We start from the raw sequence: 23,350 nt of genomic DNA, 5'->3' as shown, positions 1-23,350 counted from the left end.
CTCAAAAAATCCCGCGGTTGGCGATCACTCCAGGAGGTGACAGGTCGCTCGCTCGCCGGTCGGATGCTCGGTCTCGCAAATGCTCTCGTAGCGCTCCCGCAGCTGTTGCTCGGCGGTCTCCCAGTCGTCCTCGACGACGTGGGCTAACGCCTCCCGGATGTAGCTCGCGTGATCCGTCGGTAGCTCGACCTCGATCAGCCGGTCGGCAAGCTGTCGGGCGACGGTGTCGGACTCCGTCTGCTCCGACTCGTCGGTCACCTGCTCGATACTGATCTCGCGGTTCTCGACGAGCTGTCGAAGATCCATCACAGCCCGGAACTGTGGCTGATCGAGCGAACAGCCGTCGGGGGGGATGACCTTCGGACACCGGGTGCGGAACCGACAGCCAGAGGGGGGATCACGAGGGGAGGGGACGTCGCCAGCGAGCGTGTCGACGTCCCGTTGCTGTTCGCTGGTGTCGGCCCGCGGCACGCTCTCCAGTAACGCCTCGGTGTAGGGGTGCTGTGGATCCTCGAAGATCTCCTCGGCCGGCGCGATCTCGACGATCTCCCCGAGATACATCACCGCGATCCGGTCACAGATGTAGCGGATGACGCCCAGATCGTGGCTGATAAAGAGGTAGGTGAGATCGAGGTCGTCCTGCAGATCCGCGAGCAGGTTCAGGATCTGTGCCTGGACACTGACGTCGAGTGCACTCGTCGGCTCGTCGAGGACGATAAACTCCGGTTCGAGTGCGAGCGCCCGGGCGATGCAGACACGCTGTCGCTGGCCGCCGGAGAACTCGTGTGGGTAGCGTTCGAGCTGGTCAGCCGAGAGGCCGACCCGCTCGATCAGCTCTTCGACCCGCTCCTCGCGCTCTGTCTGCGTCCCGACGTCGTGGATGTCGAGGGGTTCGCGAACGATGCTCCCGACGGTCATCCGCGGATCCAGGCTCGCGAACGGATCCTGGAAGACGATCTGTGCGCGCTTGCGGAACTCGGTGAGATCGTCGGTCTCACCCAGTTCGGTGCCGTCGAAGGAAACTGTTCCGCCGGTCTGATCCTGTAACTGGAGCAGCGTCTCCCCGGTCGTGGATTTCCCACAGCCGGATTCGCCGACCAGCCCGAGCGTCTCGCCGGCGCGGATGTCGAAACTCACGTCGTCGACCGCCTGTACTGCAGTTGATTCGGTCCGGAGCAGTTTGTCGACGATGCTGTCGCCCTCGTAGAAGTACTTCTCCAGATTCCGGACGCTGACGAGCGGCTGCTCCCCGGTGTCGGCCGTGGCTGGCACCGGCCCTGACTCGTGGTCGTTACTCATCGAAGTATCCCTCCGGGAGCGCAGTTTCTGGATCGTACTCCTGCTCTGCGAGATAACACTTCGCGGAGTGGCCGTCTTCGACCGGTAACTCCGGCGGTTTATCGAGACACTCCTCCATCGCCTTCGGGCAGCGATCCGCGAAGTAACACCGGTCGGGCATCTCGCTGTCGACGAGACTCGGCACGTTCCCCTCGATCGGTTCGAGCCGTCCCTCCGCGCCGTCGACGGTCGGACTGCTGGCGAGCAGTCCCTGCGTGTAGGGGTGGGTCGGCCGGTCGAAGACAGCTTCGAGCGAGCCCTGTTCGACGAACTCGCCGGCGTACATGACACCGACACGGTCACACATCCGGGCGATGACGCCCAGGTTGTGCGTGATGAGGACGATTGTCATCCCGCGCGCGGCCTGGATCTCCGCGAGCTGGTCGAGGATCTGTGCCTGGATCGTGACATCCAGCGCTGTAGTCGGCTCGTCGGCGATCAGAATATCCGGCTCGCCGGCCAGCGCCTGTGCGATCATCGCCCGCTGGAGCATCCCGCCGGAGAACTGGTGGGGGTACTCGGTCGCCCGCTCCTCCGGGTCGGGGATGCCGACCTGATCGAGCAGTTCGACTGCACGCTCGCGGCTCTCCGATCTGACGAACTCCCGGGAGTCGAAGACCAGCCCCGACAGCAGCGAGCCGAGCCCGTACCCCTGGGTACGCGAGCGTGTCGACCGCGGGTTGGCCGAGGCTCGTCGCTGGACCTCGACGGCCTCTGCGATCTGTTCGCCGACCGTCAGCGACGGGTTCAGGCTACTCATCGGATCCTGGAAGATCATGCTGAAAGACGGCCCACGGAGCGACCGGCGGGCCGACGGCGAGAGCTGTCGTAGGTCGACAGCAGTGCCATCGACTGCATCAGGACTGTCCTCGCGGACAGCCTCCGCAAGCTCCCCGTTCCGGTACCAGATCTCCCCGTCGACGATATCGCCCGGGGATTCGACGAGGTCGATAAGCGAGAGGGCTGTGACGCTCTTGCCCGAGCCACTCTCGCCGACGATCCCGAACACCTCTCCCTCCTCGACAGTGAAACTCACCGAGTCGACGGCGTTGACCTGTCCTTCCTCGGTGAAAAACTGCGTCGAGAGGTTACGAACGTCGAGGATCGGGTCGGCCATCTCAGACACCCCCCTCCCCGCCGATGTCGGGATCGAGTGCGTCACGGAGCCAGTCGCCGACCAGGTTCAGTCCGATCACCGTCAGAACGATCGCCAGCCCCGGCATCGTCGCGATCCACCACGACGTCGACTGGAACTGTCTCCCCTGGGAAATATCGAATCCCCAGGAGAGGTTCGTCCCCGAGAAGCCGAGGAAAGAGAGGGCACTTTCGAGCAAGATGATAGCTGCTACCTGGATCGTCGCGAGCACCATGATCGGCGTGATAGCGTTCGGGAAGACGTGTTTCCTGATGATGTAGCTGTTGTTTGCGCCGACGGCGCGTGCCGCCTTGACGTACTCCTGGCCGCGAAGCGAGAGCGCCTCGCCCCGGGCGACACGTGCGAACCACACCCAGTTGACCAGCGCGACCACGATGATGACAGTCCCCGGCACAGTGATAGTCTCGGGCATCCCGACCGCGAGACCGAGTGCCGATCTGATAGTCTCCGACAGCCCCGAGACGACCAGCGGGTCGGGGATTTTGATCCCGGCAGTCCCCCAGACACCGACGAGTGCAATAGCGAGGACGAGTGACGGGAAGGCGAGCATGATATCCGAGGCGCGCATCAGCGTGTCCTCGACGCGCCCGCCGTAGTAGCCCGCGGTCAGCCCGACGACGACGCCGAACACTGCCGCGAGCAGCGTGCCGGCGATCCCGACGATCATCGAGGTTCGGGCACCGTAGATCACCCGTGAGAGGACGTCACGACCGTTTCCATCGGTCCCCAGCGCGTGTGACCAGCTCGTGTTCTCTGTCACTGTCCGTTCCTCGGTGACGATGTTGCCGTCTTCGATGACGACGCTGCCGTTTTCCTGGACCGGAACCTCCTCTGTGGAGGTGCTGCCGAATCCGACCGGTGGTTGCTGGGACACATCCAGATCCTGTGCTGTCGGATCGTGGGGCGCCAGAAACGGTGCGAAGACCGCGACGATGACGATAAGTAGTATCAAAACGACACCGATCTTTGCCATCGCGCTCTCTCGGAACTGGCGTACGAGACTCCGGCGGATACGTGGTGATAGCATCTCAGTTTTCACCTACCTGTGGATTGATGTACGTATAGAGTGCGTCGACGAGGATATTCAGCACGACGAACCCCACCCCGATGATGATGATCGAGGCCTGGACGACGGGCCAGTCGCGTGCCTGAATCGAGTTGATGATCAGCGTCCCGAGCCCCGGCCATCGGAAGACACGCTCGGTAATGACTGCGCCACCGATGAGTGTCCCTAGCTGGAGTCCGAGCACGGTGATGATCGGGATGAGCGTGTTGCGAAGGGCGTGTTTGTACCGAACCAGTGTCTCCGGTAACCCCTTCGCACGGGCCGCCCTGACGTACTCCTCGCCCAGTTCCTCCAGCATCCCGTTTCTTGTCAGCCGGGTAATCAGCGCGGTGAAGTAGGTCCCGAGTGTGATCGCCGGCAGCGTGATGTAGTACAGCCAGTCTCTCAGTCCGGAGGCAGCGGCCTCCAGTTGCAGGGCGACCAGATCCGCGAGGATAGCATCGATACCGATCCCGACGGGCCGCCGACTGGAGGGGAACCAGCCGATTTGCACGGAAAAGATGATGACGAGCATGATCCCGAGCCAGAAATTGGGGGTCGAGATTCCGACGAGCGAGAACAGCGTCGCGCCGTAGTCGGCCGGTTTGTGCCGGCGCGTCGCGCTGATGACACCCAGCGGGATCGCGATGACGATCGCGACGACTGTCGCTGCGATTGCCAGTTCGAGCGTCGCCGGCAGCGTCGAGAGCACGCGACCACTTGCCGGAGTCCGGGTGACCAGCGACGTCCCCATATCCCCGACGGGGAGCCCGACGATATAATCGAAATACTGCAGATAGAGGGGCTGATCGAGGCCGAGTTCCGCCGCGACCTGTTGGCGGGTCGCCTCGCTGACGTCGGGTGGCAACAATACGTTCTCCGGCGCCCCTGGCGCGATGAACCGGAGTCCGAAGACGACCGTGACGACACCCCAGATGACGAAGATCCCCTGCAGGCTCCGTCGAAGCAGAAAGCGTGCGAGGGACATCCGCTACGGGCGGGAAATCTCGTAGGCGTCGATGCGCTCGTCGCTGCGTGCGTCCCAGTCGATCCGATCCGATGCCCCGTAGACGCTGTACTGTCTGTTGAGGAAGATCCACGGCGCCCGGTCGTGGATGAGCTGGTTCACTTCCTCGAGCGTTGCCTGTCGTTCGTCACCACTCTGGTCGTCGGACTCCGCCATCAGCTGATCGACCTCGTCGTCGCTGTAACTGCTCAACGCACCGTCGGTCGTCAGCAGTGCCGTGATGACGAGCCCGCCGTCGAAGGTCGCCTCGCCCCAGCCGATGAGATACCACGGCGGTTTGTCCTCGATGTTGCCGGTCAGGAGATCGTCGGTCAGCGAACCGAAATCACGCTGGTTGACCGACGCCGACACGTTCTCGAGTTCGTCGATGTAGCCGACGACTGCCTGTGCGATCGCGAAATCTTTCAGATATCGACCGTTCGGTGTATGCAACTCGATTTCCACACCCGCGTGCCCGCTATCTTCGACGAGTTGTTCTGCAGTGTCGGGTTCGTATGGGTACGGATCGATATCCTCGTTGTAGCCGACGAAGCCTTCGAGCGTCGGCTGCCCGGTCTGATCGCCGAAACCCTCCAGTACGTTCGAGACGATGCTTTCGAGATCGATGGCGTAGTTCATCGCCCGTCGGAAATCCGGATCCGAGAACGGCTCGACGTCGTACCGCATCCCGTTGTAGAGGATCCGGGTACTCGGCGCAGATTCGGTTCTGGCGCTGTCGGAACTTTCCACCCGGCTGACCTCCTGGGGCGGGACGTTGACTGTAATATCTGTCTCGCCGTTGAGTAGCTGGTTGACACGCGTGCTGGACTCCGACGCTGCAGTGAAGGAAACCTCCGACACCTCGGCGGGGTCGTTCCAGTAGTCCTCGTTCCGGGTGAGGACGACTTCCTGGTCTTCGGTGTAGCTGTCCAGTTCGAACGGGCCAGTGCCCATCATATCCTGGCCGATCTCTGATTTCTCGCGTTCTTCGACCCAGGACTGTTGCATCACGTCGCAGTAGGTCGCAAACGAGGAGAAGACCGTCGGGTTGAGCCCATCAGAGTAGACGTCGACAGCCCGGGCGTCGTCGGCGACTTCGGCCTCGGAGACGCCGGCGAGCTGGTCGTTCTGTGGGCTCGCGAATCCGACCTCTTCGTCGACGATACGGTTGATGGTGTAGGCGACATCCTCGGGCGTGAGGTCGTCGCCGTTGTGGAACTGGACGTCCTCACGGATGGTAAAGCGGGCCTGTCCGTCCTCGACACGCTCGTACTCGGTGGCGAGTCGGTTCTGGATCTGCCCGCTGGCGTCCCGATTCAGAACGCCCTCGTAGGCGTGGAGCATCACGACGTCGGTCGGTGTCTCCCGGTGGTCGTGGGGGTCGAGACCGGAGGGCATGTTCCCCTGCGTGATGGATACCTCGAACTCCGCCATCTCGTCACCATCGTCACCGTCGTCGGTCGTGTTGCCGTCGTCCATCCCGTCGTCGGACGTGTTGTTGTCGCTTCCGTCGTCATCACTCCCGTCGTCACCGCCACTCGAACAGCCAGCCAGTGAGACGGTGGCCGCTGCTGCACCGCTCGCTTTGAGAAATGTTCGTCGCTGAATCGGTCTCTCGTCAGACATATCCAGGAAATTGGGTGAGCAACATAAATATATTATGTCCATAAAAATATAGATAAGGACAAATTGTTGGATAAAACTGGAAACGGATGGGGTTACGCAGACAGTCTGGGCGAGGCTGGCAGTTTGTGAGAGATCTATCTGATCGCTGTGAAGTTCAGTACTGGTAGTATGCGCGGGACCGGATTTGAACCACGCGAAGACGTGCTCGCTACGCTGCGCGCGTCGTCTCTAATTCAAATCCGCTCCTGCTCCCTCACTGCAAACTGCTCGCTACGCTCGCAGTCTTTGTTCAGTGCGCGGGACCGGATTTGAACCGGCGGACCCCTACGGGACAGCGTCCTAAGCGCTGCACCTTTGGCCTGGCTCGGTTACCCGCGCCCAGTCCACAGTTTACAACCGTCCCAAATGAACGTGTCGCTTGCTGCCGGGAACGTTTATATCACCGTGTGAACTACAGTCAGGCGTGTACCGCGCCAGCGACGAAGTGGACAACGCCGACTGGCTGGAGACTCTCGAACAGGCAGCCGACCGGCTCGATCTCGGGACCGACGCTCGCTCGCACGCCCGCGAGGTCTTCCTCTCGACAGTGCCCGAATCCGAACGGTCGAAACAGGCGAAGCTGGCATCCTCACTCTACGTCGGCGCATTGATCGCTGGCGACCAGCGCTCCCAGACGAAGGTTGCCGACGCTGTCGGCGTCTCTCGGCTCTCGGTCCAGCAACACTGGAAAGAACAGTTAAAAGAGACCGGTCTGCAGCCACCGGGGTGGTGATTATTCGCAGTCGGAACGGACGCGTCCCTCTCGGTCCGGCGTGAGATTGCCGTGTTCGTCGATCTCACCGTGGACGATCCGCGTCGAGGAAATAATCTCTCCGTCCTCGGCGTAGACGTGATCGACGACTTCGAGTTCCAGGGGGTCGTGGCCGCGTTCTCGACGGATCTCGTTGATCCGCTTCCCGCCCGTCTTCGTCTCCGGTGAGATCACGAGTACGTCGAACTGTGGTTCCGTCGCGATCCCCGTCGGTTCGGTGAGTTTCCGGATCTCGTAGCGCCGGTCGTACTCGGTGGCGAGCGTCGACAGCACCTCGTCGAGCGCACTGTGGCGGCGCTCGTAGGACCGGATCGGGCGATCCTCGTGGCGGGTTTTCGGAGCGAGCTCGTCGCTCGTGAGTCCGATCGTCACGTCACCGAGTTCGAAGGCCCGCTCGAACAGCGCACGGTGACCGTCGTGAACCGGATCGAACGTCCCACCGAGCGCGACAGGCATATCTTCTGGCATGGCACCACGATGTTTAGTGGCTTCGGATTGATCCGTCACGACGACTCGTCTTCTTCAGTGACGTTGATCGTCACGGGCTCGTCGTCGGTCTCGTCGCTCCCGTCCAGATACCGGTCGAGATTGAACACGGCGTTGAGCTGGCCCTGTACGTCGTCGACAGCCTCGGCGACGAGATCACTCGGCGGGATCGCGCTGTACTCGTAGGGGTTGTTCCCAGCGCCCTCACTCTGGCGTTTCCCCCGCGTGACAGTCCCATCCTCGTGCAGTGCTGCGAGCGCCTCCCGAACGGTGCTCGGATACAGGCCAGTTCCCTCGGCGATTTCGTCACTCGTGCTGTCGGGATGCTGGCGGAGATGAATGTAGATACGCGCTCGCGTTTCGGTTTCAAGGATCCAGGAGAGGAGATCGACTACTCCCTCGTCGAACTGCTCGATTGCCTTGTCTGCTTCTTCCTCTATTTTTTCGCGAACGTCCCGTGAGGCATCATCAGTTTCGGCGCCGTCGGTCCCGGGTTCGCCGTCAGCTGTATCGTCTGCAGACATATCTCGTAGAAGGAGGAACGCGATTGCCTGATAAAAATCCTTGGCTCATACTGGTGGTTATACGAAACTGATACTGGTGGCGATCCGGAACTGAAGAATTGCGACCTCGTGAGCACTCGTTCTCACGGTGGTCGAATATCTGTCCGAATGTACAGCAACCAATATCAGTCGAAATCCCGAAGCGACGACTGACCTTCCGGTGGTTCGACGTCGCTACCAATCGGTTGCCCCTTCGACACGGCCCCGGCATCGACAGATTCATCCTCCGAATCGGCGTCCGTCTCCCCCGAGAAGGCTGCAAGCGAGGGCTGACTCTCCGAGCCAAAAGAGAGATTCGAGACACGAACGCCGAGTTTACGGATCTCCTCGCCGTCGAACTCCTCGAACAGTTCCGTCGCGACGTCGACGACGAGTTCCTCGTCTGCGACCGGCCCCGACAACGAGTTCGCTCGCGTGTGGACGTCGAACGGCGGTGTAACGACCTTGATCCCGATCGTCTGATAGAGGACACCGCGCTGGTCTGCTCGCCCAGCGACAGCCTCGGCCAGCGTCTGGAGTCGTTCACGCTGGCGCTCCTCGTCGGTCGTCGCCTCGGTAAAGGCCGACTCCCGGGAGAAGCTCTTCGGGCGGCCCTTCGGTTCGACTTCGCGGCCGTCCTCCCCACGAGCAAACCGGTGAACGCGACGGCCACGCTCCCCGAACGCCGCTTCGAGACGCGCTGGATCTGCGGTAGCCAGATCGCCAGCCGTCTCGATTCCCATCTCCCGCATCTCGGCGGCTGTCACCGGCCCGACGCCGTGGACTTCCTCGACATCGAGATCCGAGAAGAAAGACTGGACATCGCCCGGTTCGACGACGACCAGGCCGTCCGGTTTGTCGTGATCACTCGCAACCTTCGCGGCGCTCATCGTCGGCGCGATACCGAGACTCGCTGTCACCCCGACCTCCTCGCGGATCTCGGCTTTCAGCTCTGCGGCGAACGAGCGAAGCTCCCCTCCCCACTCGACGCGCTCGGTCAGGTCGAGATACGCCTCGTCGATGCTCACCTCGCGGACGGTGTCGGCCCGCTCGTGGAGAATCGCCTTGATATCGCTCGCGACGGACTCGTAGTACTCCATGTCGACGGGCCGATAGAAGCCAGCCTTCTCGACGGACTGGTCGTCGGCTTTCGCTGCGTCGATCTTCCGCGGGAGTGCGTCGAGTGCTTGCGAGATGGCCTGTGCGCTCTCGACACCGAACTCCCTGGCCTCGTAGCTCGCCGTGGCCACCGCGCCGTTCGTGGTGCCCGGCTCGTAGCCCATCCCGACGACGACGGGTTCGCCGCGGAGTGCCGACTCCCGGAGTCGTTCGCAGGACGCGTAAAAACAGTCGATGTCGGCGTGACAGACGATCTGGTCCGGACCGGACGCGCCCGGTAGCCGACCTCGCTGTGGCATGTCGGTGCCTTCGACGCGAGAACAGTAAAGCGTGACTGCCGACGGTTTCTGTTCTGAATTTCCAAAAAACGAAACCGTCGCCGCTCACGAACCAGGGCGTTCACTGCGTTCACGCCCTTCTTACATCATGCCGCCCATGCCGCCACCCATACCGCCGCCCATGCCGCCCATACCACCGCCTGGGCCGCCGGCATCCTCTTCGCCTTCGGTCGAGAGATCGCCAGCAGAGATGATGTCGTCGATCTTGAGCACGAGGTTCGCGGCCTCGCTGGCCGAGGAGAGTGCCTGCTTTTTCGCGCTCGCGGTCTCGACGATGCCAGCCTCGAAGGTGTCCTCGATATCGCCGCTGAAGACGTTCAGACCGGCGCGTTCCTCGCCGCCATCGTGGGCGGAACGGAGGTCGACGAGCGTGTCGATGCTGTCGAGCCCGGCGTTTTCGGCGAGCACGCGCGGGACGACTTCGAGGGAGTCCGCAAAGGCCTCGATGGCCAGCTGTTCGCGGCCGCTGACACTGTCGGCGTAATCGTTGAGCCGGCGTGCGAGTTCGACTTCCGGCGCGCCGCCACCCGGCAGCGCCTGTCCGGTACCGGCTGCACTGCCGACGACGTCGAGTGCGTCTTGCACACCACGCTCGATCTCGTCGACGACGTGTTCGGTCGAACCACGGAGGAGCAGCGTCACACCGTGGACGGTGTCGCCGGTGCCTTCGACGTAGAACAGCCCTTCGTCCTCGTCTCGGGTGACCGAACCGGAGCCGAGATAATCCTCGGTGGCAGTCGAGAGATCCGAGACGATATCGGCACCGAGTACCTCGCGGAGGAACTCGATATCCGAGCGTTTGACACGGCGCACAGCGAGGATACCCTCTTTTGCGAGGTAGTGCTGGACCATGTCGTCGATACCTTTCTGGCAGAAGACGACGTCAGCACCGAGGTCGGCGATCTGGTCGACCAGTTCGCGGAGCTGTTTTTCTTCCTGGTCGAGGAAGTCCTGGATCTGGTTCGGGTCGGTGACGCTGACCTGCGTGTCTGCTTCGGCCTCGTCGAGTTCGAGTGCGGAGTCGACGAGTAGCGTGTTCGCATCCTCGAAGTCCGTCGGCATGTCCTCGTGGGTCGCGTCCTTGTCGATGACAGCGCCGTTGAGGAGTTCGGAGTCGCCGGCCGAGCGCCCGGTCTGGGTCTCGACTTTCAGGAAGGCGAGATCGACGATCGTCGAGCCGTCGTCAGCCTCGACGGTGACTGCCTGCGCGGCGTCGACGACGAGTTCGGCGAGGTGTTCTTTGTGCTGTTCGGCGCCTTTGCCGGTCATCGACGTTTCGGCGATCTGCCGGAGCACGTCGTGGTCGTCGCTCTCGATGTCGACGGCGATCTCGTCGAGTTCCGCCCGGGCCTGCGTCGCGGCCAGATTGAACCCTTTGATGATCGCAGTCGGGTGGATGTCCTGTTCGAGGAGCTCCTCGGCGTTTTTGAGGAGTTCGCCTGCGATCGAGACGGCGGTCGTCGTGCCGTCGCCGGCCTCGTCTTCCTGTGTGCGGGCAACCTCGACGATCATCTCTGCCGTCGGGTTGTCGATGTCCATCTCTTCGAGGATCGTCACACCGTCGTTCGTGACGACGATATCACCGAGCGATGTGACGAGCATCTTGTCCATCCCCTTCGGCCCGAGTGTCGACCGTACCGACTCCGCGACCGCGCGGGCGGCCGAGATGTTGTGTTCCTGCGCGCTCTTGTCCTTCATTCGCTGGGCGTCCTCGCCCAGAATGATCATGGGCTGGCCCTGCATCTGCTGCTGACTCATATCAAGAGAAAGTTTGTCTGTGGTTCTATATAAATGTATGTGTTTCCCGCCCGAACTACCGGCAGTGCTGACCGGAACCACGCGGAGAAAGATCCCGGAGACGGGCCATCGGTCCGGAAATGTGTGACAGACTATCACAGAGTGTCGTCGAGTGCCTGGCTTTTTAAATATCGAATCGATCGGTATCGAGAGAGGACAAGACCTATGCGGCAGACAGTCCTCGGCACACGTATGAGTACGGACGCCCCTGAACTCGCGTTCGACGAGCAGTCCCTGCTGCCGGTCGTCGCCCAGGACGCCACCTCGGGTGACGTGTTGATGCTCGCCTACGCCTCCGGCGAGGCGGTCGAACAGACCAGAGAAACCGGACTGGCACACTACTACTCCCGGAGCCGCGACGAGTTATGGAAGAAGGGCGGATCGAGCGGACACCTCCAGCACGTCGAGGAGATCCGTGTCGACTGTGACGGCGACGCCCTGCTGTATCTGGTCGAGCAGGAGGGCGGAGCCTGCCACACTGGCTTCGAGTCCTGCTTCTACCGGTCGATCGACGGCGAACAGGTCGGAGAGAGGGTGTTCGATCCAGACGATGTCTACGAGTAAACCAGCCGAGACTGATCTCGTCGCAGAGATCGAACGGCGTGCACAGGAACTCGACGCTGCCCAGGAACGCGTCGACGAGTACGGCGAAACAAAACTGCAGGAGCTTGCCGACGCCTACAGGGCCTGGACGGAGATGCTCGACCGGTTCCAGGATCAGGTCACTGGCGATGACGGGGATATCCAGACGATCGTCGCCTTCCAGAGCCGGATCGACGAGGTGATGGGCAAAATCTCGGCGGATACCCTGCGATACGAGATCTTCGAGGAGTGTGACGAGTACCTCCAGCAGAAGTGGTTCAGTGACAGCGATTTCGAACACGTCTACGAACAGCTAGAGCCGGTTGGTGAGCTGGTCGAACGACTCGAAGACCGCAACGGGGCACGCGAGGCCTACCGCGAGACACGGAAAGAGCTCTCCTTTCGCTGCGAGGAACTGGCGGCGGAACTCGACGAACTCGAACGACTCGCGGCACTTTCCGACGCGGATCTAGATGCACCCACCGAGCGTATTCGAGAACCCATCGAAACCTACAACGAGGTCGTGACGGAGGCGTTCAGGGAGTTGTACCGGGAGGAGTCAGCCCGAACCGTCGTCGCCTTTCTCGAAGAGATGGAGTGGTATCCACTCGTCGAGTTCGAGCCACCACCGTCGGAAATAGCCGACTACATCCGCAACGACCCGCCCGGGACCGAGCCGGTCCCCAAGTTGCTCGAATACGGGGGCTACTCGCGCTCGAAACTGAGCCACTACGTCGACGATCCGGAGCGTCTCGTCCACGCCGTCGACCACCACAGGGCGTACTTCGACAAACTCGACGCCGACCCGCTCCGGATCGACTGGCCACCGCCGACGGCGACCGAACTGCGCTGGCTGTGTCAGGAGCTGACGAGCGCAGTCAATCGGATCGATCCGTCCGCTGTCGAGTCGCTCCGGGTAGTTCGTGCACTGCCCCGAGAAACAGAGTACGAGCGGCTCAGAAACAGCGCAGTCGTCGCCGAGGATCTCTCCGAGGAGGAGCGTCGGCGACTGAAATCAGGCAGTGTCGAGGACGAACTCGAGGAGGTACGGGCGGAGTACGAGCGATTGGAGGCTGCGCTGTCAGAGTTTCCAGAGCGGTAAGAGGTTCCAGCAGACGAGAGTCGGCCTCGAAAAGCGTTTGTTGGTGGCTCCCCTCGTTCGCGTATGGCGAAACAACCGTGTGACGGCTGCGGGCAGTCGGTCAATATCGGCGGTGGAATCGCCAACATCTGGACCCTGGAGAACAAGCAAACCGAGGGGATGACCCTCGAACTGGCCGACGGAACCGAGCACTTTCTCTGCTACGACTGCATGGATCGACTGCCCGACGACCGGGACGTGACGGCCGAGGACGTGGCTGCACTCGAATAAGACAGAGTGCTATTTCAGTCGCAACGCGGCCGCGAGCACCTCACCGGGTCGTATCTCGACTGCCTCGCCCCAGATCGGCTTCGAGAACGGACTGGGGGCCGCCGCGGTACCGAGAAGCGCGACGACCGCGTCACCGATCCGGATTTCGGCAGTCAAACCGTTGTGAGTCAGCGTCTCCGAGACGGTCGGGAGTCGCTGACGCTCGCTGCCGAACAGTGCTACTGCTGCCCGGACAGAGGGAATCTGAATCCGGATCCGATCGCCCGACGCACTCACTGCGAGTTTCGTCCCGTCGACAGTCAGGGCGAGGTTCGCATCGACAGAGAGTGCGGGGCTGTCGGTCGCTGCCGCTTCGAGGGCAGCGAGCACCTCACTGCCGCTCGACACAGTTACTCACGCTCTTCGGTGGTGATACGAACCGTCCCGTCCATCCGCCAGGTGGCGTGATCCGCATCGTCGCCGACCTTGCTCGGCACCTCGATTTCCATCTCCTCGAACTCGTAGGTGATCTCTGCACCGCGCCCCGTCAACCGGTCGTAGAGGCTGATTGCGAGGTCTGGCCAGGTCGTCGTCTCGTCGATCTGTGTTTCGGTCTCACTCATACCATACTACAAGAACTATTGACACTTATAGCTATCTGACGCAGTGAGACGACTCCCAGAGACGACACTGGAAGTCGAGTACTTGGAGAGACAGATGTAGCGACGGCAGGAACTGGACTACCCTTCCATCGGCTGCCGGCAGTTCGGACACTCCCTGGTCCGGGTCATAAACAACTCGACGACTGGAAGCGTTCTGTAGTCGTCCCGACAGACGAAGGCCCCACAGTTGACACACGTTACCTCCCAGTGTTTCCAGGAACTATGCGTCGCATCACAACCCGACGCAGCACATCTGGTCCGTGTTTTCTGCATAATTAATGACCGGAGTACTACCTAATAAACTTTTTGACTGTATTCAACCAAACTAGATTATTTACACAATACTATAGACAATAATAGCGTCAGAGATTGAATACCCGATAGAAGTACGATCGAGAACCTGAGATGTACAACATTCTTGATCGTGTTGGTTGCCGACCTCGGGTCACCGACGAAACAACATGGCCGGGGGCAGTGAGCGAGTGATCTTTCTCCTGGTTCTTGACGACGTAAATAAAAGGTATAAAGCTCTTAACCTAATTCGAATGTGAACGGATGAGACTCTCAATCTGTATGGGGGAAAAAGAGCCAGGGGAGGGATTATGAACCACGCCGAGACTGCTCGCTCCACTGCGCGTCTCGTCTCATTCAAATCCCTCGTGGCTTTCGCTGTTCACGTTCGTTCACAGTAGAAAGCCAGGGGAGGGATTATGAACCCCGGTCGGAGCAAAGCTCCTCCCTGCTTCAAATCCCACGCGTTCGGCTCTTCGTTCTCACTGTCGTTCGAACAAACGAGCCAGGGGAGGGATTTGAACCCTCGAACTCCCGATTACAAGTCGGGTGCTTGAACCACCCAAGCTCCCCTGGCGCAGTTCGTACTTGCAGATGCCCCTTTGAGTGTGTATCGTTTTCGGTTCATGCTGGTGGCTGTACAAAACTGAAGAATTCACAGCCACCAGTCTCGGCTATTTCTCCATCTCGACACGGTAGACATCGTAGCCGTGGCGGTGGTAGAACCGGCGAGCAGCCTCGTTTTCGGCCATCACACCGAGCGAGATGACGTCTGCGTCCCGGTCGTCGAGTTCAGTTTCGGCAGCGGAGAGCAACGCCGAACCGATCCCCTCGCTTCGGCTACCTGGCTCCACGTAGAGGTTCTCGACGATCCCACGGGTGACGTCCTGCTCGAACTCGCCGTGCTCGATCGAGAACATGACGAACCCACAGATCGACGGATGGCGCGCAGCGAGCACGCGATCACCCGTAACGTACCGGAGCAACGACTCGCGAATCTGACTCCGGTTCGGCTCAGCACGCACGTGCGAGCCGTACTGGCGCTGATCGTCGGCGAGTTCGATCCACAGATCGACGAGTTCGTCGACGCTCCCGGTATCGGGATGGCTGATTTCGAAGGGGGGCATCGCGTTACATATCCCGGCAGTCAGCACAGAGGAGCTGGCCGTTGAACGCGGCGAGATCGCGTGCCAGCGAGCCACAGACCTCACAGATCCCCTGGTCGTCGAACCCCTCCCCGCTCGCACTCTGCGTGGTCGTCTCGGCCCCGGACTGCACCAGTTCCGGCTCGTCCGCGACTGCGGTCTGTTCCGGATAGTTCTGGCCGGCTAGCAGATCTGCCTCGGTGACGACCCCGAACGGTTCGGCTCCATCGGTGACGATCAGTCGGCTGGCTGGCTCTGTCGAGAGCCGGTCTGCTACCTCCGTGACAGTCTCCTCCGGCGAGACTGTCGGAACCTGGTCGGTCATCGCATCACCGACTGTCGCCTCGTCGGGTGCCTGATCGCTGACCAGCAGCTCCAGGACGTCACGCTCGGTCACTACCCCAACGTACTCGCTGCCGCGCAACACCACCGCTGTCTCCTTGTCCTCCGTGAGCAGCAACTCGACCGTTTCGATGAGGCCGTCCGACTCGCTGACACCAACATACTCCCGATCCATGAGTTCCCGCACGGTCACGTCGGAGTTCATATGCCAATATTTGCCACACCCGGTGAAAAAGCTACCTGCAGTAGATTTTTACTCTGTACAGCCGTAAACAACGGGGTTGTGGTAGCGAGGGGTCACGACGACTCGGTCATCTCTCCGGCGGCGAGACGAGAAGTTGTCACAAGTATGAAAGAATGAGAGTCGCAAAGACTGACGAGTTTGCATCTCACAATCGTCGGGCTATTCGTGCTGGTAATCGTCGTCGGCCTCGTGGGGTTCTACGTGGTCAGCCTCTACAACCAGCTCGTCCGACTCGGAGAGAACGTCGACCAGGCAGCACAGAACATCGACGTCCTGGTAAACTACCCCTCCCTACTCCCTCGGCGCATACGTGCCTCGGTCCTTGAGGGAGGGGCTTTGATGTGGACTCCCGGCGATCAACTGTCGGCGGTTGGCCGATAGCCGTCACCGTTCAACGTCCCACCATTTACACGCACGTCTACTGGTGCGTCTGCGCCCCCCGGCGTGGGCGAGGAACGCAGTCTGTGTTGTCGCTTCCGCATATACCGCAGTCCGACGTTTTTGGCGCCGTTGTAGTCCGCGTTGATCTCGTACCCGCATTTCAGACACTGGAACTGCTCGCCGTCGCGATTATCTTCGTGGGTAAACCCACAGTCAGTACGGGAACACCGCTGGCTGGTGTGGTCGGGTTCAACCGCCACACCGTGTTCTGGAGCTTTGTACTCAACGTATTCGACAAGACGGCGAAATGCCCAGACGTGATGCCAGTCAGCGTGGGGCAGTCGCTCACGAATATCGGTTAAATCCTCAGTTCCTCCCGTGCCAGTGAGACGATAGCTGGCTCGGCGAGTCGGACCTTTCCGAGCAACGAATCGTACTCCACGAGTTCGGTCGCAGTCAGTTTCGGCAGGTGTCTCTCGAAGATCTCGTCGCGGGCCGACGCTCGCTCGGCGTCGTCGACATCTTCTGGATCGATCCCACGCTCGTTCGCCCGGATGCGCACCGCCAGGTCGTCGACTGTCGCCGGGCCACCCTCTGCGAGTACAACCAGCAGAAGACACCGACGACGCGCGGAAAGCAACTCGGCCTGGACCGCCGCAGGGAGATTGAGTTGCTCGGCTGGTGTATCTGTCTGATTCATTATTGAAACTACAACATCGGCTGGTAAGTATGTTATGTGCACACAACCCAAACTGTCTGGAACCCCGAGGCGTTCGTTCCCGGGAGCCAGTCAGGCGTGTTCGAGGCGATACGGCCAGTAATCCGCCGCACGGAGTGCTTTGCCGACCGATTTGTGGAACTCGGGGAACGTCTCGAACTGTTCGTCGTCGTCGATCTCCTCGAAAATCTCTGCGACGCTCACGACGCGTTCGTAGTCGATCCGTACCGGGTGGTCGCCGTACTGTTCGACGTACTCACCCGCAGTGAAAGGGAAATCTTCGTCTTCGTCGACTTTTTTCGCGAGGATGGCGTGGCCGTAGTTACGCCGCCCCTCACTTCCCTTCTCGCCGTCGGGATCGTGTGGCCAGTCCATACCTATCTGTTTGGGGAACTACGCAAAAACGTTTCTCTCTGGTGAGCAGAAAGATACGCATATTTGGTATTTTTACTTATCAGACACCATAGTAAGATTATTATGCCTGTTGAACAGACCACACGGTACAATGCAAAATACGGTATCAAAACTGGCCAATCAGTTACAGTTCGGTAGCGGGTTGCTCAGATCGAAACGAGTTCAGATTGCACTCCTGCTTGCGTTTGCCGTTCTGTCTGCGGGTTGTATGGGTGGCGGCGGTGGGGGAGATGCTGGGGATGCAGCGGACACCGTTCCGGCGGGCGTCGACGGCGTGATGTATTTCGACGGCGAGATTGCGACAGACCAGGCGACGACCGAGTTGATGGACGGCATTATCCAGATGGATGAAGATCTCGGTCCGGACGACCCACAGAGCTGGGACGAAGCACTCGAACAGGCTGAAGGCGAAAGCGACATCGACGTCAGCGACTTCCAGAGTGCGACCGTCTTCTTCCAGGCCCCGGACGGACTCGAGGCAGAGAACGTCGGTGACGAGTACACTGGCATTATCGTCCAGAGCGACTGGGAGTGGGACGAACTCGTCGAGGCCGCCGAAGAGGGGGAAATGGACGACTACGAAGAGCAGGAGTACAACGGCGTGACGGTCTATGTCACCACCACCGATGGTGAGGAGACGTGGGTCGCTGACCTCGGTGACGGAACCTTCGTGCTCGGAACCGAGCAGCCGGTCAAAGACGCGATCGACACCCGAGAGGGTGACGCCGACGCCTTCAGCGGCGATCTCCGGGATGCCTACGACAACAACGAGGGAAGCCTGATGAACGCAGCAGTCGACGTCTCCGACGAAGAGTTCAATCAGGGCAGCCAGTTCCCCGAGATCAGTATCGTGACGATGAACTACGACACCGACGGTAGCGAGATGCAGTTCGGGATGCAGATGACGACACCGTCAGAAGAGGATGCCAATCAGTTGGCCAGCACACTCAACTTCGGACTGAGTAGCGTCGCAGAAGATCCGGAACTCTCGGGGATGGCCGAGAATCTGGAGATCGACAACGACGGCAGCCAGGTCACGTTCGATTACACGACGACGACCGACGAACTCCTGACGCTGCTCGAAGAGACGAACTCCGGCAGCACCGGGAGTGGCTTCGGCTCACAGCAAACGGCAGTGTCGGGGTAATCGACCCCCTTCATGTCACTGCGATCGCTCCTCGAAAAAGAGCTCCACTGGAGCTCGCGTAACGCGCTTATTCTCGTCTTTTTGCTCCTCCTGTTACCCGCGTTTTTTGCCGGCACGAGCGCACTCTTTCAGGATGCTGTCCCGCGGTCGGTGCCTGTCGCCGTCGTCGCGGAAGACGACGCTGTCACAGAGTCGGATATCGAGATCATCGAGGGTGGGCTGGCCTCGTTCACCGATCCCGAGCGGGTCGACAGCAGAGCCGAAGCAGACAGGATGCTCGAACGGGAATCCGTCTACGCGATCGTCGGGGTACCAGACGATATCACCACAGCGGGTGAATCCGCCGAGTTCACCCTCGTCGTCGACGGCAGCGTGGTCCCCTTTCTCTCCTCGTCGCGGGTGATCGCCAGTCTCACCGAAACAGAACTCGATCAGCTCCTCGCGGCCGATATCACGGTCGAACGGGAGATCGTCGGCGAGGAAAAACAGCTCCCGGAGTATCTCTACCCCTCCTTTTTGATGGTACTCGTGATCTTCTTCGCCTTTACCTACGTCCCCTACAACATCAAAAACGAATCCGTCGTCCTCGACCGGCTCCGTGTCGAAACCTCACTCGAATCGGTCGTCCTCGCGAAGCTGGTGTTCTTTACAATTCTGCTCTTGTTCCCGATCGTGGTCTTCCACGCGGGCTCGCTGTACTACGGCTACGAGGTCGCGTCGCTCGCGCCGGGTGCCGTGCTCGCACTCCTGCTCACCTTCCTGTTGCTTGCGACCGTGAGCACGACGATCATGATTCTCTCGCGGTTCAGCGGCGTCGGCCTCTTCGTCAACGTCACGCTGATGCTCGGCATCGTGGCGCTGTCGGCGCTCGCCTTCCCGATCGGCTTCTTCTCCGCACTGCGGACGACGGTCGCACAGGCGTTACCGACCTACTACACGATGGTAATCACCCGGAGTATAATGCTCAAAGGCTCGGAGATAGCCATGTTCACAGAGTGGTACGCCGCGACGGTCGGGCTGATCGTCCTCGCCGGCCTCGCTCTCGAAGGCTCGATCGTCTACTACCGGAGGCGAAGCTAATGACCGAACGGATCGAACTCGACGACGTGACACGGGAGTACAGCTCTGTCGTCGCTGTCGACGGTATCTCGCTGTCGATCGGCGACGGGCAGTTCCACTGCCTGCTCGGCCCGAACGGCTCGGGGAAGTCGACGCTGTTCCGGCTGATCCTCGGGCTGACACGACCCTCCAGCGGGACGGTCTCGCTCCCGTCGGCCGTCATCGGCTGTGGCTTCCAGCGGCCGAACTTCTATCCCGGGCTGACTGTCAGGGAGAACATCAACGTCTTCGCCGGCGTGGTCGGTGCCGAGGACTGGGAGTGGAACAACCGCGTCGTGAAAGAACTCCGCCTGGTCCGCGCGCTCGACCGGAAAGCAGGGGAGCTGTCGGGTGGGTTCGCCCGGAAACTGGATCTCACGCTCGCGCTCATCAAGAAGCCGGATTTCCTCTTGCTCGACGAACCGCTCGGCGCACTCGACGACGTCTCGACGGCCCGCTTTCTCGAATTCGTAGACGAGTACGTGGATCGGGGCAACACCGTCTTCGTCTCGACACACCGCGTGACTGCCTTCGAGCCGTACGTCGATCGGGTGACGGTGGTCCACGAAGGCGAGGTCGTCTTCGACCGGGCCACCGGAGAGATCGACCTCGACAGCGAGCAGTCACTCCAGGAATACTACGTCGAACAGGTACTCGACCGGGAGGGTGTCTCGCCGGCAAATCGGCCACCCATCGAGTGACAGATCGATCGGAGAATTTCGCAGCACGGACGAATCAGTACTATAAATACGGTACTGGTAGATCAAACGAGAATGAGTTCACAGCTGGAGCCAGCCGACAGGGAACCAGCGATCGACCTGGGCAAGCGACTGCTGCTGGTTCTCGCTGGTGTGGCGTTGCTCGTTTTCGTCTACGCGCTCATCTACCGGTGGGCAGCCCTCAGGTACGCCGGCGCGGAGCGGTCGGTCGTCACTGCGATCCAGATCGTCATCGAGGCGCTCACCACGGGGAGTTTCGGAGCGGATGCAGCGCTCGTCCGGGAGCACAGCGAGCTGACGACGTTCGTAATCCTGCTGAATATTACGCGTCTCGTGCTCGTCTTCCTGGCACTCCCAATTCTGGCTGTGCCACTGTTCAAACGAGCGTTCGACACGCAACCCCCGAGGGAGACAGGCCTCCAGGATCACGTCGTCCTCTGTGGTAACTCCGCCGTAGACGATGTTCTCCGGACGGAACTCGACGAAGCAGGGATTCCGTACCTGTTCGTCCGACCCGACGCCGACGAGGTCAACGAACTCAGAGCCGACGGCTTCGAGGCGACCTACGGCAACGCAGAACGGGTCGAAACGCTCCGGAACGCGAACTTCGAGAACGCACGAGCCATCGTCACAGACATGGGTGACGAGCGGAATCTCACCGTCATTCTGGCGGCTAGCCGGGTGAATCCGGACGCGACGATCGTCAGCGTCGTCGAGAGCCGCGACGCTGTCGCACATCACGAGTACGCCGGTGCCGACGAGGTCGTCCTCTCGAAACAGAGCCTCGGTGAGAGTCTCGCGATGCGGTCGATACAGACGATCTCGGAGCGGTTTCAGGCGGCTGTCGGGCTGACGACGCAGATCGATTTCGGCGAGTATCTCGTCGAAGACGGGAGCGAACTCGTCGGGACGACGATCGAAGAGATCGGTGCCGCCGACGGCCTCGAAATTACGGTCATCGGCGGCTGGTTCGGCCCTCGCTTTCTCGTCTCGCCGCCGCCAGAGACGGAGATCCTCGAAAACAGTATCCTGCTGGTTTCGGGCGACCACGAACAACTCGAAACGGTCGGCGCACGAAAACTCCCGACCCACCGCGGCCAGTCGTCGCGGGTGGTCGTCTGCGGGTACGGCGACGTCGGCCAGACGGTCGCGAACACACTCGAAGGCGAGGGGATCGACGTCACGACTGTGGATTTCCATGTGGATACGGGTGCCGACGTGATCGGCGATATTACCGACGACCACACGATCCGGGAGGCGAACGTCGCAGATGCCCGTTCTGTCGTACTCGCAGTCGAAAAGGACGCCACAGCGATCTACAGCGCGATTCTGATCAGCCACCACGCCCCCGACGTCGAGATCATCGCCCGGGCGAACGACCCCGACAACGTCTGGAAACTGTACAACGCGGGTGCAGATTACGTCCTCTCGCTACCAGCCGTCACGGACGGCGTCCTCGCGTCGGCGCTGATCGAGGAACGGGAACTGCTCACACCACACAACGAATTCGTCTTCGTCAGAGAGACAGCCCCGGCACTCACCGGCGAGCGACTGGACGAAACACAGATCCGGGAGCAGACGGGCTGTACCCTCGTAGGTGTCGAGCGAGACGACGAACTGATCACGAATCCCGGCCCGGCGTTCACAGTCGAATCGGGGGATATTCTGGTGGCGACTGGTAGAGAGGCAGCCGTCGAACGGTTCAGAACGTTCGTCAGCGAGGACGGCTGACAGCTGATCTCCTGACGACGTGCGACAGCGACTATCGCTGCTTGCCAAGTTCTGCAGCGATCCGCTGTGCGCCGACGGTGGCGGCGAGATCCGCCCGGTCCGGTGCGGTTGCCGTGATCTCGCGGCCGAGTTCCTCGCTCGCGCGTTCTTCGAACGCCTCGACGATGCCGGGGATACAGGCCATCCCGCCCGTGAGGACGACCGGTTTGTCGAGCGCGAGCTGGTAGGCGCGCATGTGTTTGTTCGCGAGTTTCGGCAGGAACTGGTTGGCGAACTCCTCGACGACGTCGTCGAGATAGTCGTCGAGCGCGTCCATCACCGACCGCTCGATGGTGAACTCGTGGGTGCCACCGCCGGGCTGCTGGATGATGTCGGTAAAGGGCTCGAACTCGTCGTAATCGCCGTGGGCTTCCTTGTACTCCCGGGCAGTGTTGGTGTCGATGTTGACACGACCCTGTGTTTCTTCCTCGACCAGGTTCGCGATCGCGCGGTCGACCTCGTTGCCGGTCACCGCACCCGTGGTAAAGGGGACGAGCTGTTCGCCACGGCGGTACGCCGACATCTCCAGGTTCGTCGAGCCCATGTTGAGCGTCACGAAGATCTCCTGGAGCGCTTCGAGACCGTCACCGATCGCTGGGATGGCACCGGTCAGCGACTCGGGGTAGCTCTCGACGAGCTGGTCGCCGATCGCACTCGCCTCGATGACCTGGCTGAGGTTTTCGAGTCCCTCGGGGTTGTCGATCGTCGGCGTCGCGTAGACGACGGCGCTCTGTTCAGGGATATCGTGGGAGTCGATCACGGCCTCGAAAAACTGCGTAGCCAGTTCCGTCTGGTCGCCTTCCGGCAGTCCCGACCGGAGCATATACTCCACCTTGTCGGGGTACTCCATCGCGGCTTCCTCACCGTAGAGGTACTTCTCCTCACCGGTCAGTGGGTCCTCGTAGCGCGCGAGACAGGTCAGTGTTCGGCTTGTCTGCAAGCCGGAACCGTGTTCGGAGGGATGTGCGATTACTGTCCGGGTACTCCCGAGATTGACACCCACCGGAAAACTGTTTCCGTCGCCACCGATTCCCGTTGCTGACACCTCTTCTTTCTCCGCGTCGACTGTCGGACTCATATACTGCGAGCTATGCGAAGGGGGAGTAAATACCTTCGTCAGACAGTATCATTCGTGAAAATAAGAGGGGGAAGACCGAACCGTGAAAATAGTACGACCCCGACAGATCCAGGATGGCGACCGGCGCTTCCGAGCCAGCTCGGA

General features: G+C 61.0%; 26 protein-coding genes, 2 tRNA genes and 1 pseudogene. 9 read left to right on the top strand and 20 right to left on the bottom strand.

Annotated elements, in window-relative coordinates:
• Positions 1 to 24: 24 nt before the first annotated feature.
• From EOW68_RS12595 to EOW68_RS12570, 6 genes are all read right to left on the bottom strand, one after another.
• The gene (locus EOW68_RS12595) at positions 25 to 1,299 is read right to left on the bottom strand and encodes an ABC transporter ATP-binding protein (protein WP_128225516.1); all 1,275 of its coding nucleotides are present in this window, start codon (positions 1,297 to 1,299) and stop codon (positions 25 to 27) included.
• Positions 1,292 to 2,455, bottom strand: coding sequence for an ABC transporter ATP-binding protein (locus tag EOW68_RS12590; RefSeq protein WP_128225515.1), 1,164 nt, complete (start codon positions 2,453 to 2,455; stop codon positions 1,292 to 1,294). The genes EOW68_RS12595 and EOW68_RS12590 overlap by 8 nt, the downstream gene beginning before the upstream one ends.
• Before the next feature lies 1 nt (position 2,456).
• Positions 2,457 to 3,521, bottom strand: a complete 1,065-nt coding sequence (locus tag EOW68_RS12585; protein ID WP_128225514.1) for an ABC transporter permease — start codon at positions 3,519 to 3,521, stop codon at positions 2,457 to 2,459.
• A 1-nt stretch (position 3,522) separates the two neighbouring features.
• Complete coding sequence (locus EOW68_RS12580) at positions 3,523 to 4,527, bottom strand: ABC transporter permease (RefSeq protein ID WP_128225513.1); 1,005 nt, start codon at positions 4,525 to 4,527, stop codon at positions 3,523 to 3,525.
• A gap of 3 nt (positions 4,528 to 4,530) precedes the next feature.
• Positions 4,531 to 6,171 carry an ABC transporter substrate-binding protein gene (locus tag EOW68_RS12575; RefSeq protein WP_128225512.1) on the bottom strand — a complete coding sequence of 547 codons (1,641 nt, stop codon included), beginning with the start codon at positions 6,169 to 6,171 and terminating at the stop codon, positions 4,531 to 4,533.
• A gap of 293 nt (positions 6,172 to 6,464) precedes the next feature.
• A tRNA-Leu gene (locus EOW68_RS12570) sits at positions 6,465 to 6,549 on the bottom strand.
• Between the two features lie 85 nt (positions 6,550 to 6,634).
• Between EOW68_RS12570 and EOW68_RS12565 the strand changes: the two genes are divergently transcribed.
• Positions 6,635 to 6,943: a transcription initiation factor IIB family protein gene (locus EOW68_RS12565; protein WP_128225511.1), complete on the top strand. Its 309-nt coding sequence runs from the start codon at positions 6,635 to 6,637 to the stop codon at positions 6,941 to 6,943.
• On the opposite strand, the gene EOW68_RS12560 is transcribed toward EOW68_RS12565, so the two are convergent.
• The 4 genes from EOW68_RS12560 to thsB all read right to left on the bottom strand — a co-directional run bounded on the left by EOW68_RS12560 (position 6,944) and on the right by thsB (position 11,225).
• Complete coding sequence (locus tag EOW68_RS12560; protein ID WP_128225541.1) at positions 6,944 to 7,438, bottom strand: phosphopantetheine adenylyltransferase; 495 nt, start codon at positions 7,436 to 7,438, stop codon at positions 6,944 to 6,946.
• A gap of 47 nt (positions 7,439 to 7,485) precedes the next feature.
• Complete coding sequence (locus tag EOW68_RS12555) at positions 7,486 to 7,992, bottom strand: helix-turn-helix domain-containing protein (protein ID WP_128225510.1); 507 nt, start codon at positions 7,990 to 7,992, stop codon at positions 7,486 to 7,488.
• Positions 7,993 to 8,156: 164 nt separating this feature from the next.
• Positions 8,157 to 9,428, bottom strand: a complete 1,272-nt coding sequence (gene dinB, locus EOW68_RS12550) for a DNA polymerase IV (RefSeq protein WP_128225509.1) — start codon at positions 9,426 to 9,428, stop codon at positions 8,157 to 8,159.
• Positions 9,429 to 9,548: 120 nt separating this feature from the next.
• Complete coding sequence (gene thsB / locus EOW68_RS12545; RefSeq protein WP_431358915.1) at positions 9,549 to 11,225, bottom strand: thermosome subunit beta; 1,677 nt, start codon at positions 11,223 to 11,225, stop codon at positions 9,549 to 9,551.
• A gap of 231 nt (positions 11,226 to 11,456) precedes the next feature.
• Between thsB and hisI the strand changes: the two genes are divergently transcribed.
• The 3 genes from hisI to EOW68_RS12530 all read left to right on the top strand — a co-directional run bounded on the left by hisI (position 11,457) and on the right by EOW68_RS12530 (position 13,218).
• Positions 11,457 to 11,828 carry a phosphoribosyl-AMP cyclohydrolase gene (gene hisI / locus EOW68_RS12540; RefSeq protein WP_128225508.1) on the top strand — a complete coding sequence of 124 codons (372 nt, stop codon included), beginning with the start codon at positions 11,457 to 11,459 and terminating at the stop codon, positions 11,826 to 11,828.
• Complete coding sequence (locus EOW68_RS12535; RefSeq protein ID WP_128225507.1) at positions 11,815 to 12,948, top strand: DUF7118 family protein; 1,134 nt, start codon at positions 11,815 to 11,817, stop codon at positions 12,946 to 12,948. Before hisI ends, EOW68_RS12535 begins: the two co-directional genes overlap by 14 nt.
• Before the next feature lie 63 nt (positions 12,949 to 13,011).
• On the top strand, positions 13,012 to 13,218 hold the full coding sequence (locus tag EOW68_RS12530; RefSeq protein ID WP_128225506.1) for a DUF7561 family protein: 207 nt from the start codon (positions 13,012 to 13,014) through the stop codon (positions 13,216 to 13,218).
• Between the two features lie 9 nt (positions 13,219 to 13,227).
• Here EOW68_RS12530 and EOW68_RS12525 read toward each other — a convergent pair whose 3' ends face one another.
• The 6 genes from EOW68_RS12525 to EOW68_RS12500 form a co-directional block, all read right to left on the bottom strand.
• Positions 13,228 to 13,605, bottom strand: a complete 378-nt coding sequence (locus EOW68_RS12525) for a hypothetical protein (protein WP_128225505.1) — start codon at positions 13,603 to 13,605, stop codon at positions 13,228 to 13,230.
• Between the two features lie 2 nt (positions 13,606 to 13,607).
• A complete protein-coding gene (locus EOW68_RS12520) occupies positions 13,608 to 13,820 on the bottom strand; it encodes a hypothetical protein (RefSeq protein ID WP_128225504.1) in 213 nt (70 codons plus the stop codon).
• Between the two features lie 117 nt (positions 13,821 to 13,937).
• The gene (locus EOW68_RS12515) at positions 13,938 to 14,132 is read right to left on the bottom strand and encodes a hypothetical protein (protein ID WP_128225503.1); all 195 of its coding nucleotides are present in this window, start codon (positions 14,130 to 14,132) and stop codon (positions 13,938 to 13,940) included.
• Between the two features lie 521 nt (positions 14,133 to 14,653).
• Positions 14,654 to 14,727, bottom strand: a tRNA-Thr gene (locus EOW68_RS12510).
• A gap of 97 nt (positions 14,728 to 14,824) precedes the next feature.
• Complete coding sequence (locus EOW68_RS12505) at positions 14,825 to 15,277, bottom strand: GNAT family N-acetyltransferase (RefSeq protein ID WP_128225502.1); 453 nt, start codon at positions 15,275 to 15,277, stop codon at positions 14,825 to 14,827.
• A gap of 4 nt (positions 15,278 to 15,281) precedes the next feature.
• Positions 15,282 to 15,842 carry a CBS domain-containing protein gene (locus EOW68_RS12500; protein WP_128225501.1) on the bottom strand — a complete coding sequence of 187 codons (561 nt, stop codon included), beginning with the start codon at positions 15,840 to 15,842 and terminating at the stop codon, positions 15,282 to 15,284.
• A 204-nt stretch (positions 15,843 to 16,046) separates the two neighbouring features.
• Between EOW68_RS12500 and EOW68_RS12495 the strand changes: the two genes are divergently transcribed.
• A complete protein-coding gene (locus EOW68_RS12495; RefSeq protein ID WP_431358914.1) occupies positions 16,047 to 16,262 on the top strand; it encodes a hypothetical protein in 216 nt (71 codons plus the stop codon).
• Here EOW68_RS12495 and EOW68_RS12490 read toward each other — a convergent pair.
• The 3 genes and pseudogenes from EOW68_RS12490 to EOW68_RS12480 form a co-directional block, all read right to left on the bottom strand.
• Positions 16,238 to 16,630, bottom strand: a pseudogene (locus EOW68_RS12490) (zinc ribbon domain-containing protein); the annotation flags it as partial. The gene EOW68_RS12495 and the pseudogene EOW68_RS12490 sit on opposite strands and share 25 nt — an antisense overlap.
• Positions 16,621 to 16,962, bottom strand: coding sequence for a DUF7344 domain-containing protein (locus tag EOW68_RS12485; RefSeq protein WP_128225499.1), 342 nt, complete (start codon positions 16,960 to 16,962; stop codon positions 16,621 to 16,623). The pseudogene EOW68_RS12490 and the gene EOW68_RS12485, both read right to left, overlap by 10 nt.
• A 90-nt stretch (positions 16,963 to 17,052) precedes the next feature.
• Positions 17,053 to 17,355 (bottom strand): DUF5785 family protein, encoded by a 303-nt coding sequence (locus EOW68_RS12480; protein ID WP_128225498.1) that lies wholly within the window; start codon positions 17,353 to 17,355, stop codon positions 17,053 to 17,055.
• 130 nt (positions 17,356 to 17,485) lie between these two features.
• On the opposite strand from EOW68_RS12480, the gene EOW68_RS12475 reads away from it, so the two are divergent.
• From EOW68_RS12475 to EOW68_RS12460, 4 genes are all read left to right on the top strand, one after another.
• On the top strand, positions 17,486 to 18,541 hold the full coding sequence (locus tag EOW68_RS12475; protein WP_128225497.1) for a hypothetical protein: 1,056 nt from the start codon (positions 17,486 to 17,488) through the stop codon (positions 18,539 to 18,541).
• A gap of 12 nt (positions 18,542 to 18,553) precedes the next feature.
• The gene (locus EOW68_RS12470; RefSeq protein WP_128225496.1) at positions 18,554 to 19,621 is read left to right on the top strand and encodes an ABC transporter permease; all 1,068 of its coding nucleotides are present in this window, start codon (positions 18,554 to 18,556) and stop codon (positions 19,619 to 19,621) included.
• Positions 19,621 to 20,340: an ABC transporter ATP-binding protein gene (locus EOW68_RS12465; protein ID WP_128225495.1), complete on the top strand. Its 720-nt coding sequence runs from the start codon at positions 19,621 to 19,623 to the stop codon at positions 20,338 to 20,340. The genes EOW68_RS12470 and EOW68_RS12465 overlap by 1 nt, the downstream gene beginning before the upstream one ends.
• A gap of 72 nt (positions 20,341 to 20,412) precedes the next feature.
• Positions 20,413 to 22,089 carry a potassium channel family protein gene (locus EOW68_RS12460; RefSeq protein WP_128225494.1) on the top strand — a complete coding sequence of 559 codons (1,677 nt, stop codon included), beginning with the start codon at positions 20,413 to 20,415 and terminating at the stop codon, positions 22,087 to 22,089.
• A gap of 31 nt (positions 22,090 to 22,120) precedes the next feature.
• Here EOW68_RS12460 and EOW68_RS12455 read toward each other — a convergent pair whose 3' ends face one another.
• Complete coding sequence (locus EOW68_RS12455) at positions 22,121 to 23,206, bottom strand: actin-like salactin (RefSeq protein WP_128225493.1); 1,086 nt, start codon at positions 23,204 to 23,206, stop codon at positions 22,121 to 22,123.
• Between the last annotated feature and the right edge of the window lie 144 nt (positions 23,207 to 23,350).

It is taken from the genome of Halovenus amylolytica, from assembly GCA_004015825.1.
GTDB classification, from domain to species: domain Archaea; phylum Halobacteriota; class Halobacteria; order Halobacteriales; family Haloarculaceae; genus Halovenus; species Halovenus amylolytica.
Note: the sequence above shows the minus strand (reverse complement) of the source record. Positions and strands in the feature narration are given on the sequence as shown.

What these genes read in the sequence shown, in the direction of transcription:
- EOW68_RS12505 (WP_128225502.1), bottom strand. Translation starts at nt 15,277, where the DNA reads ATGCCCCCCTTCGAAATCAGCCATCCCGATACCGGGAGCGTCGACGAA.
- EOW68_RS12560 (WP_128225541.1), bottom strand. Translation starts at nt 7,438, where the DNA reads ATGCCTGTCGCGCTCGGTGGGACGTTCGATCCGGTTCACGACGGTCAC.
- EOW68_RS12535 (WP_128225507.1), top strand. Translation starts at nt 11,815, where the DNA reads ATGTCTACGAGTAAACCAGCCGAGACTGATCTCGTCGCAGAGATCGAA.
- EOW68_RS12480 (WP_128225498.1), bottom strand. Translation starts at nt 17,355, where the DNA reads ATGGACTGGCCACACGATCCCGACGGCGAGAAGGGAAGTGAGGGGCGG.
- EOW68_RS12455 (WP_128225493.1), bottom strand. Translation starts at nt 23,206, where the DNA reads ATGAGTCCGACAGTCGACGCGGAGAAAGAAGAGGTGTCAGCAACGGGA.
- EOW68_RS12465 (WP_128225495.1), top strand. Translation starts at nt 19,621, where the DNA reads ATGACCGAACGGATCGAACTCGACGACGTGACACGGGAGTACAGCTCT.
- EOW68_RS12590 (WP_128225515.1), bottom strand. Translation starts at nt 2,455, where the DNA reads ATGGCCGACCCGATCCTCGACGTTCGTAACCTCTCGACGCAGTTTTTC.
- EOW68_RS12515 (WP_128225503.1), bottom strand. Translation starts at nt 14,132, where the DNA reads ATGCAGAAAACACGGACCAGATGTGCTGCGTCGGGTTGTGATGCGACG.
- EOW68_RS12520 (WP_128225504.1), bottom strand. Translation starts at nt 13,820, where the DNA reads ATGAGTGAGACCGAAACACAGATCGACGAGACGACGACCTGGCCAGAC.
- hisI (WP_128225508.1), top strand. Translation starts at nt 11,457, where the DNA reads ATGAGTACGGACGCCCCTGAACTCGCGTTCGACGAGCAGTCCCTGCTG.
- EOW68_RS12585 (WP_128225514.1), bottom strand. Translation starts at nt 3,521, where the DNA reads ATGCTATCACCACGTATCCGCCGGAGTCTCGTACGCCAGTTCCGAGAG.
- dinB (WP_128225509.1), bottom strand. Translation starts at nt 9,428, where the DNA reads ATGCCACAGCGAGGTCGGCTACCGGGCGCGTCCGGTCCGGACCAGATC.
- EOW68_RS12575 (WP_128225512.1), bottom strand. Translation starts at nt 6,171, where the DNA reads ATGTCTGACGAGAGACCGATTCAGCGACGAACATTTCTCAAAGCGAGC.
- EOW68_RS12530 (WP_128225506.1), top strand. Translation starts at nt 13,012, where the DNA reads ATGGCGAAACAACCGTGTGACGGCTGCGGGCAGTCGGTCAATATCGGC.
- EOW68_RS12470 (WP_128225496.1), top strand. Translation starts at nt 18,554, where the DNA reads ATGTCACTGCGATCGCTCCTCGAAAAAGAGCTCCACTGGAGCTCGCGT.
- EOW68_RS12460 (WP_128225494.1), top strand. Translation starts at nt 20,413, where the DNA reads ATGAGTTCACAGCTGGAGCCAGCCGACAGGGAACCAGCGATCGACCTG.
- thsB (WP_431358915.1), bottom strand. Translation starts at nt 11,225, where the DNA reads ATGAGTCAGCAGCAGATGCAGGGCCAGCCCATGATCATTCTGGGCGAG.
- EOW68_RS12595 (WP_128225516.1), bottom strand. Translation starts at nt 1,299, where the DNA reads ATGAGTAACGACCACGAGTCAGGGCCGGTGCCAGCCACGGCCGACACC.
- EOW68_RS12580 (WP_128225513.1), bottom strand. Translation starts at nt 4,527, where the DNA reads ATGTCCCTCGCACGCTTTCTGCTTCGACGGAGCCTGCAGGGGATCTTC.
- EOW68_RS12485 (WP_128225499.1), bottom strand. Translation starts at nt 16,962, where the DNA reads ATGAATCAGACAGATACACCAGCCGAGCAACTCAATCTCCCTGCGGCG.
- EOW68_RS12555 (WP_128225510.1), bottom strand. Translation starts at nt 7,992, where the DNA reads ATGTCTGCAGACGATACAGCTGACGGCGAACCCGGGACCGACGGCGCC.
- EOW68_RS12475 (WP_128225497.1), top strand. Translation starts at nt 17,486, where the DNA reads ATGCAAAATACGGTATCAAAACTGGCCAATCAGTTACAGTTCGGTAGC.
- EOW68_RS12500 (WP_128225501.1), bottom strand. Translation starts at nt 15,842, where the DNA reads ATGAACTCCGACGTGACCGTGCGGGAACTCATGGATCGGGAGTATGTT.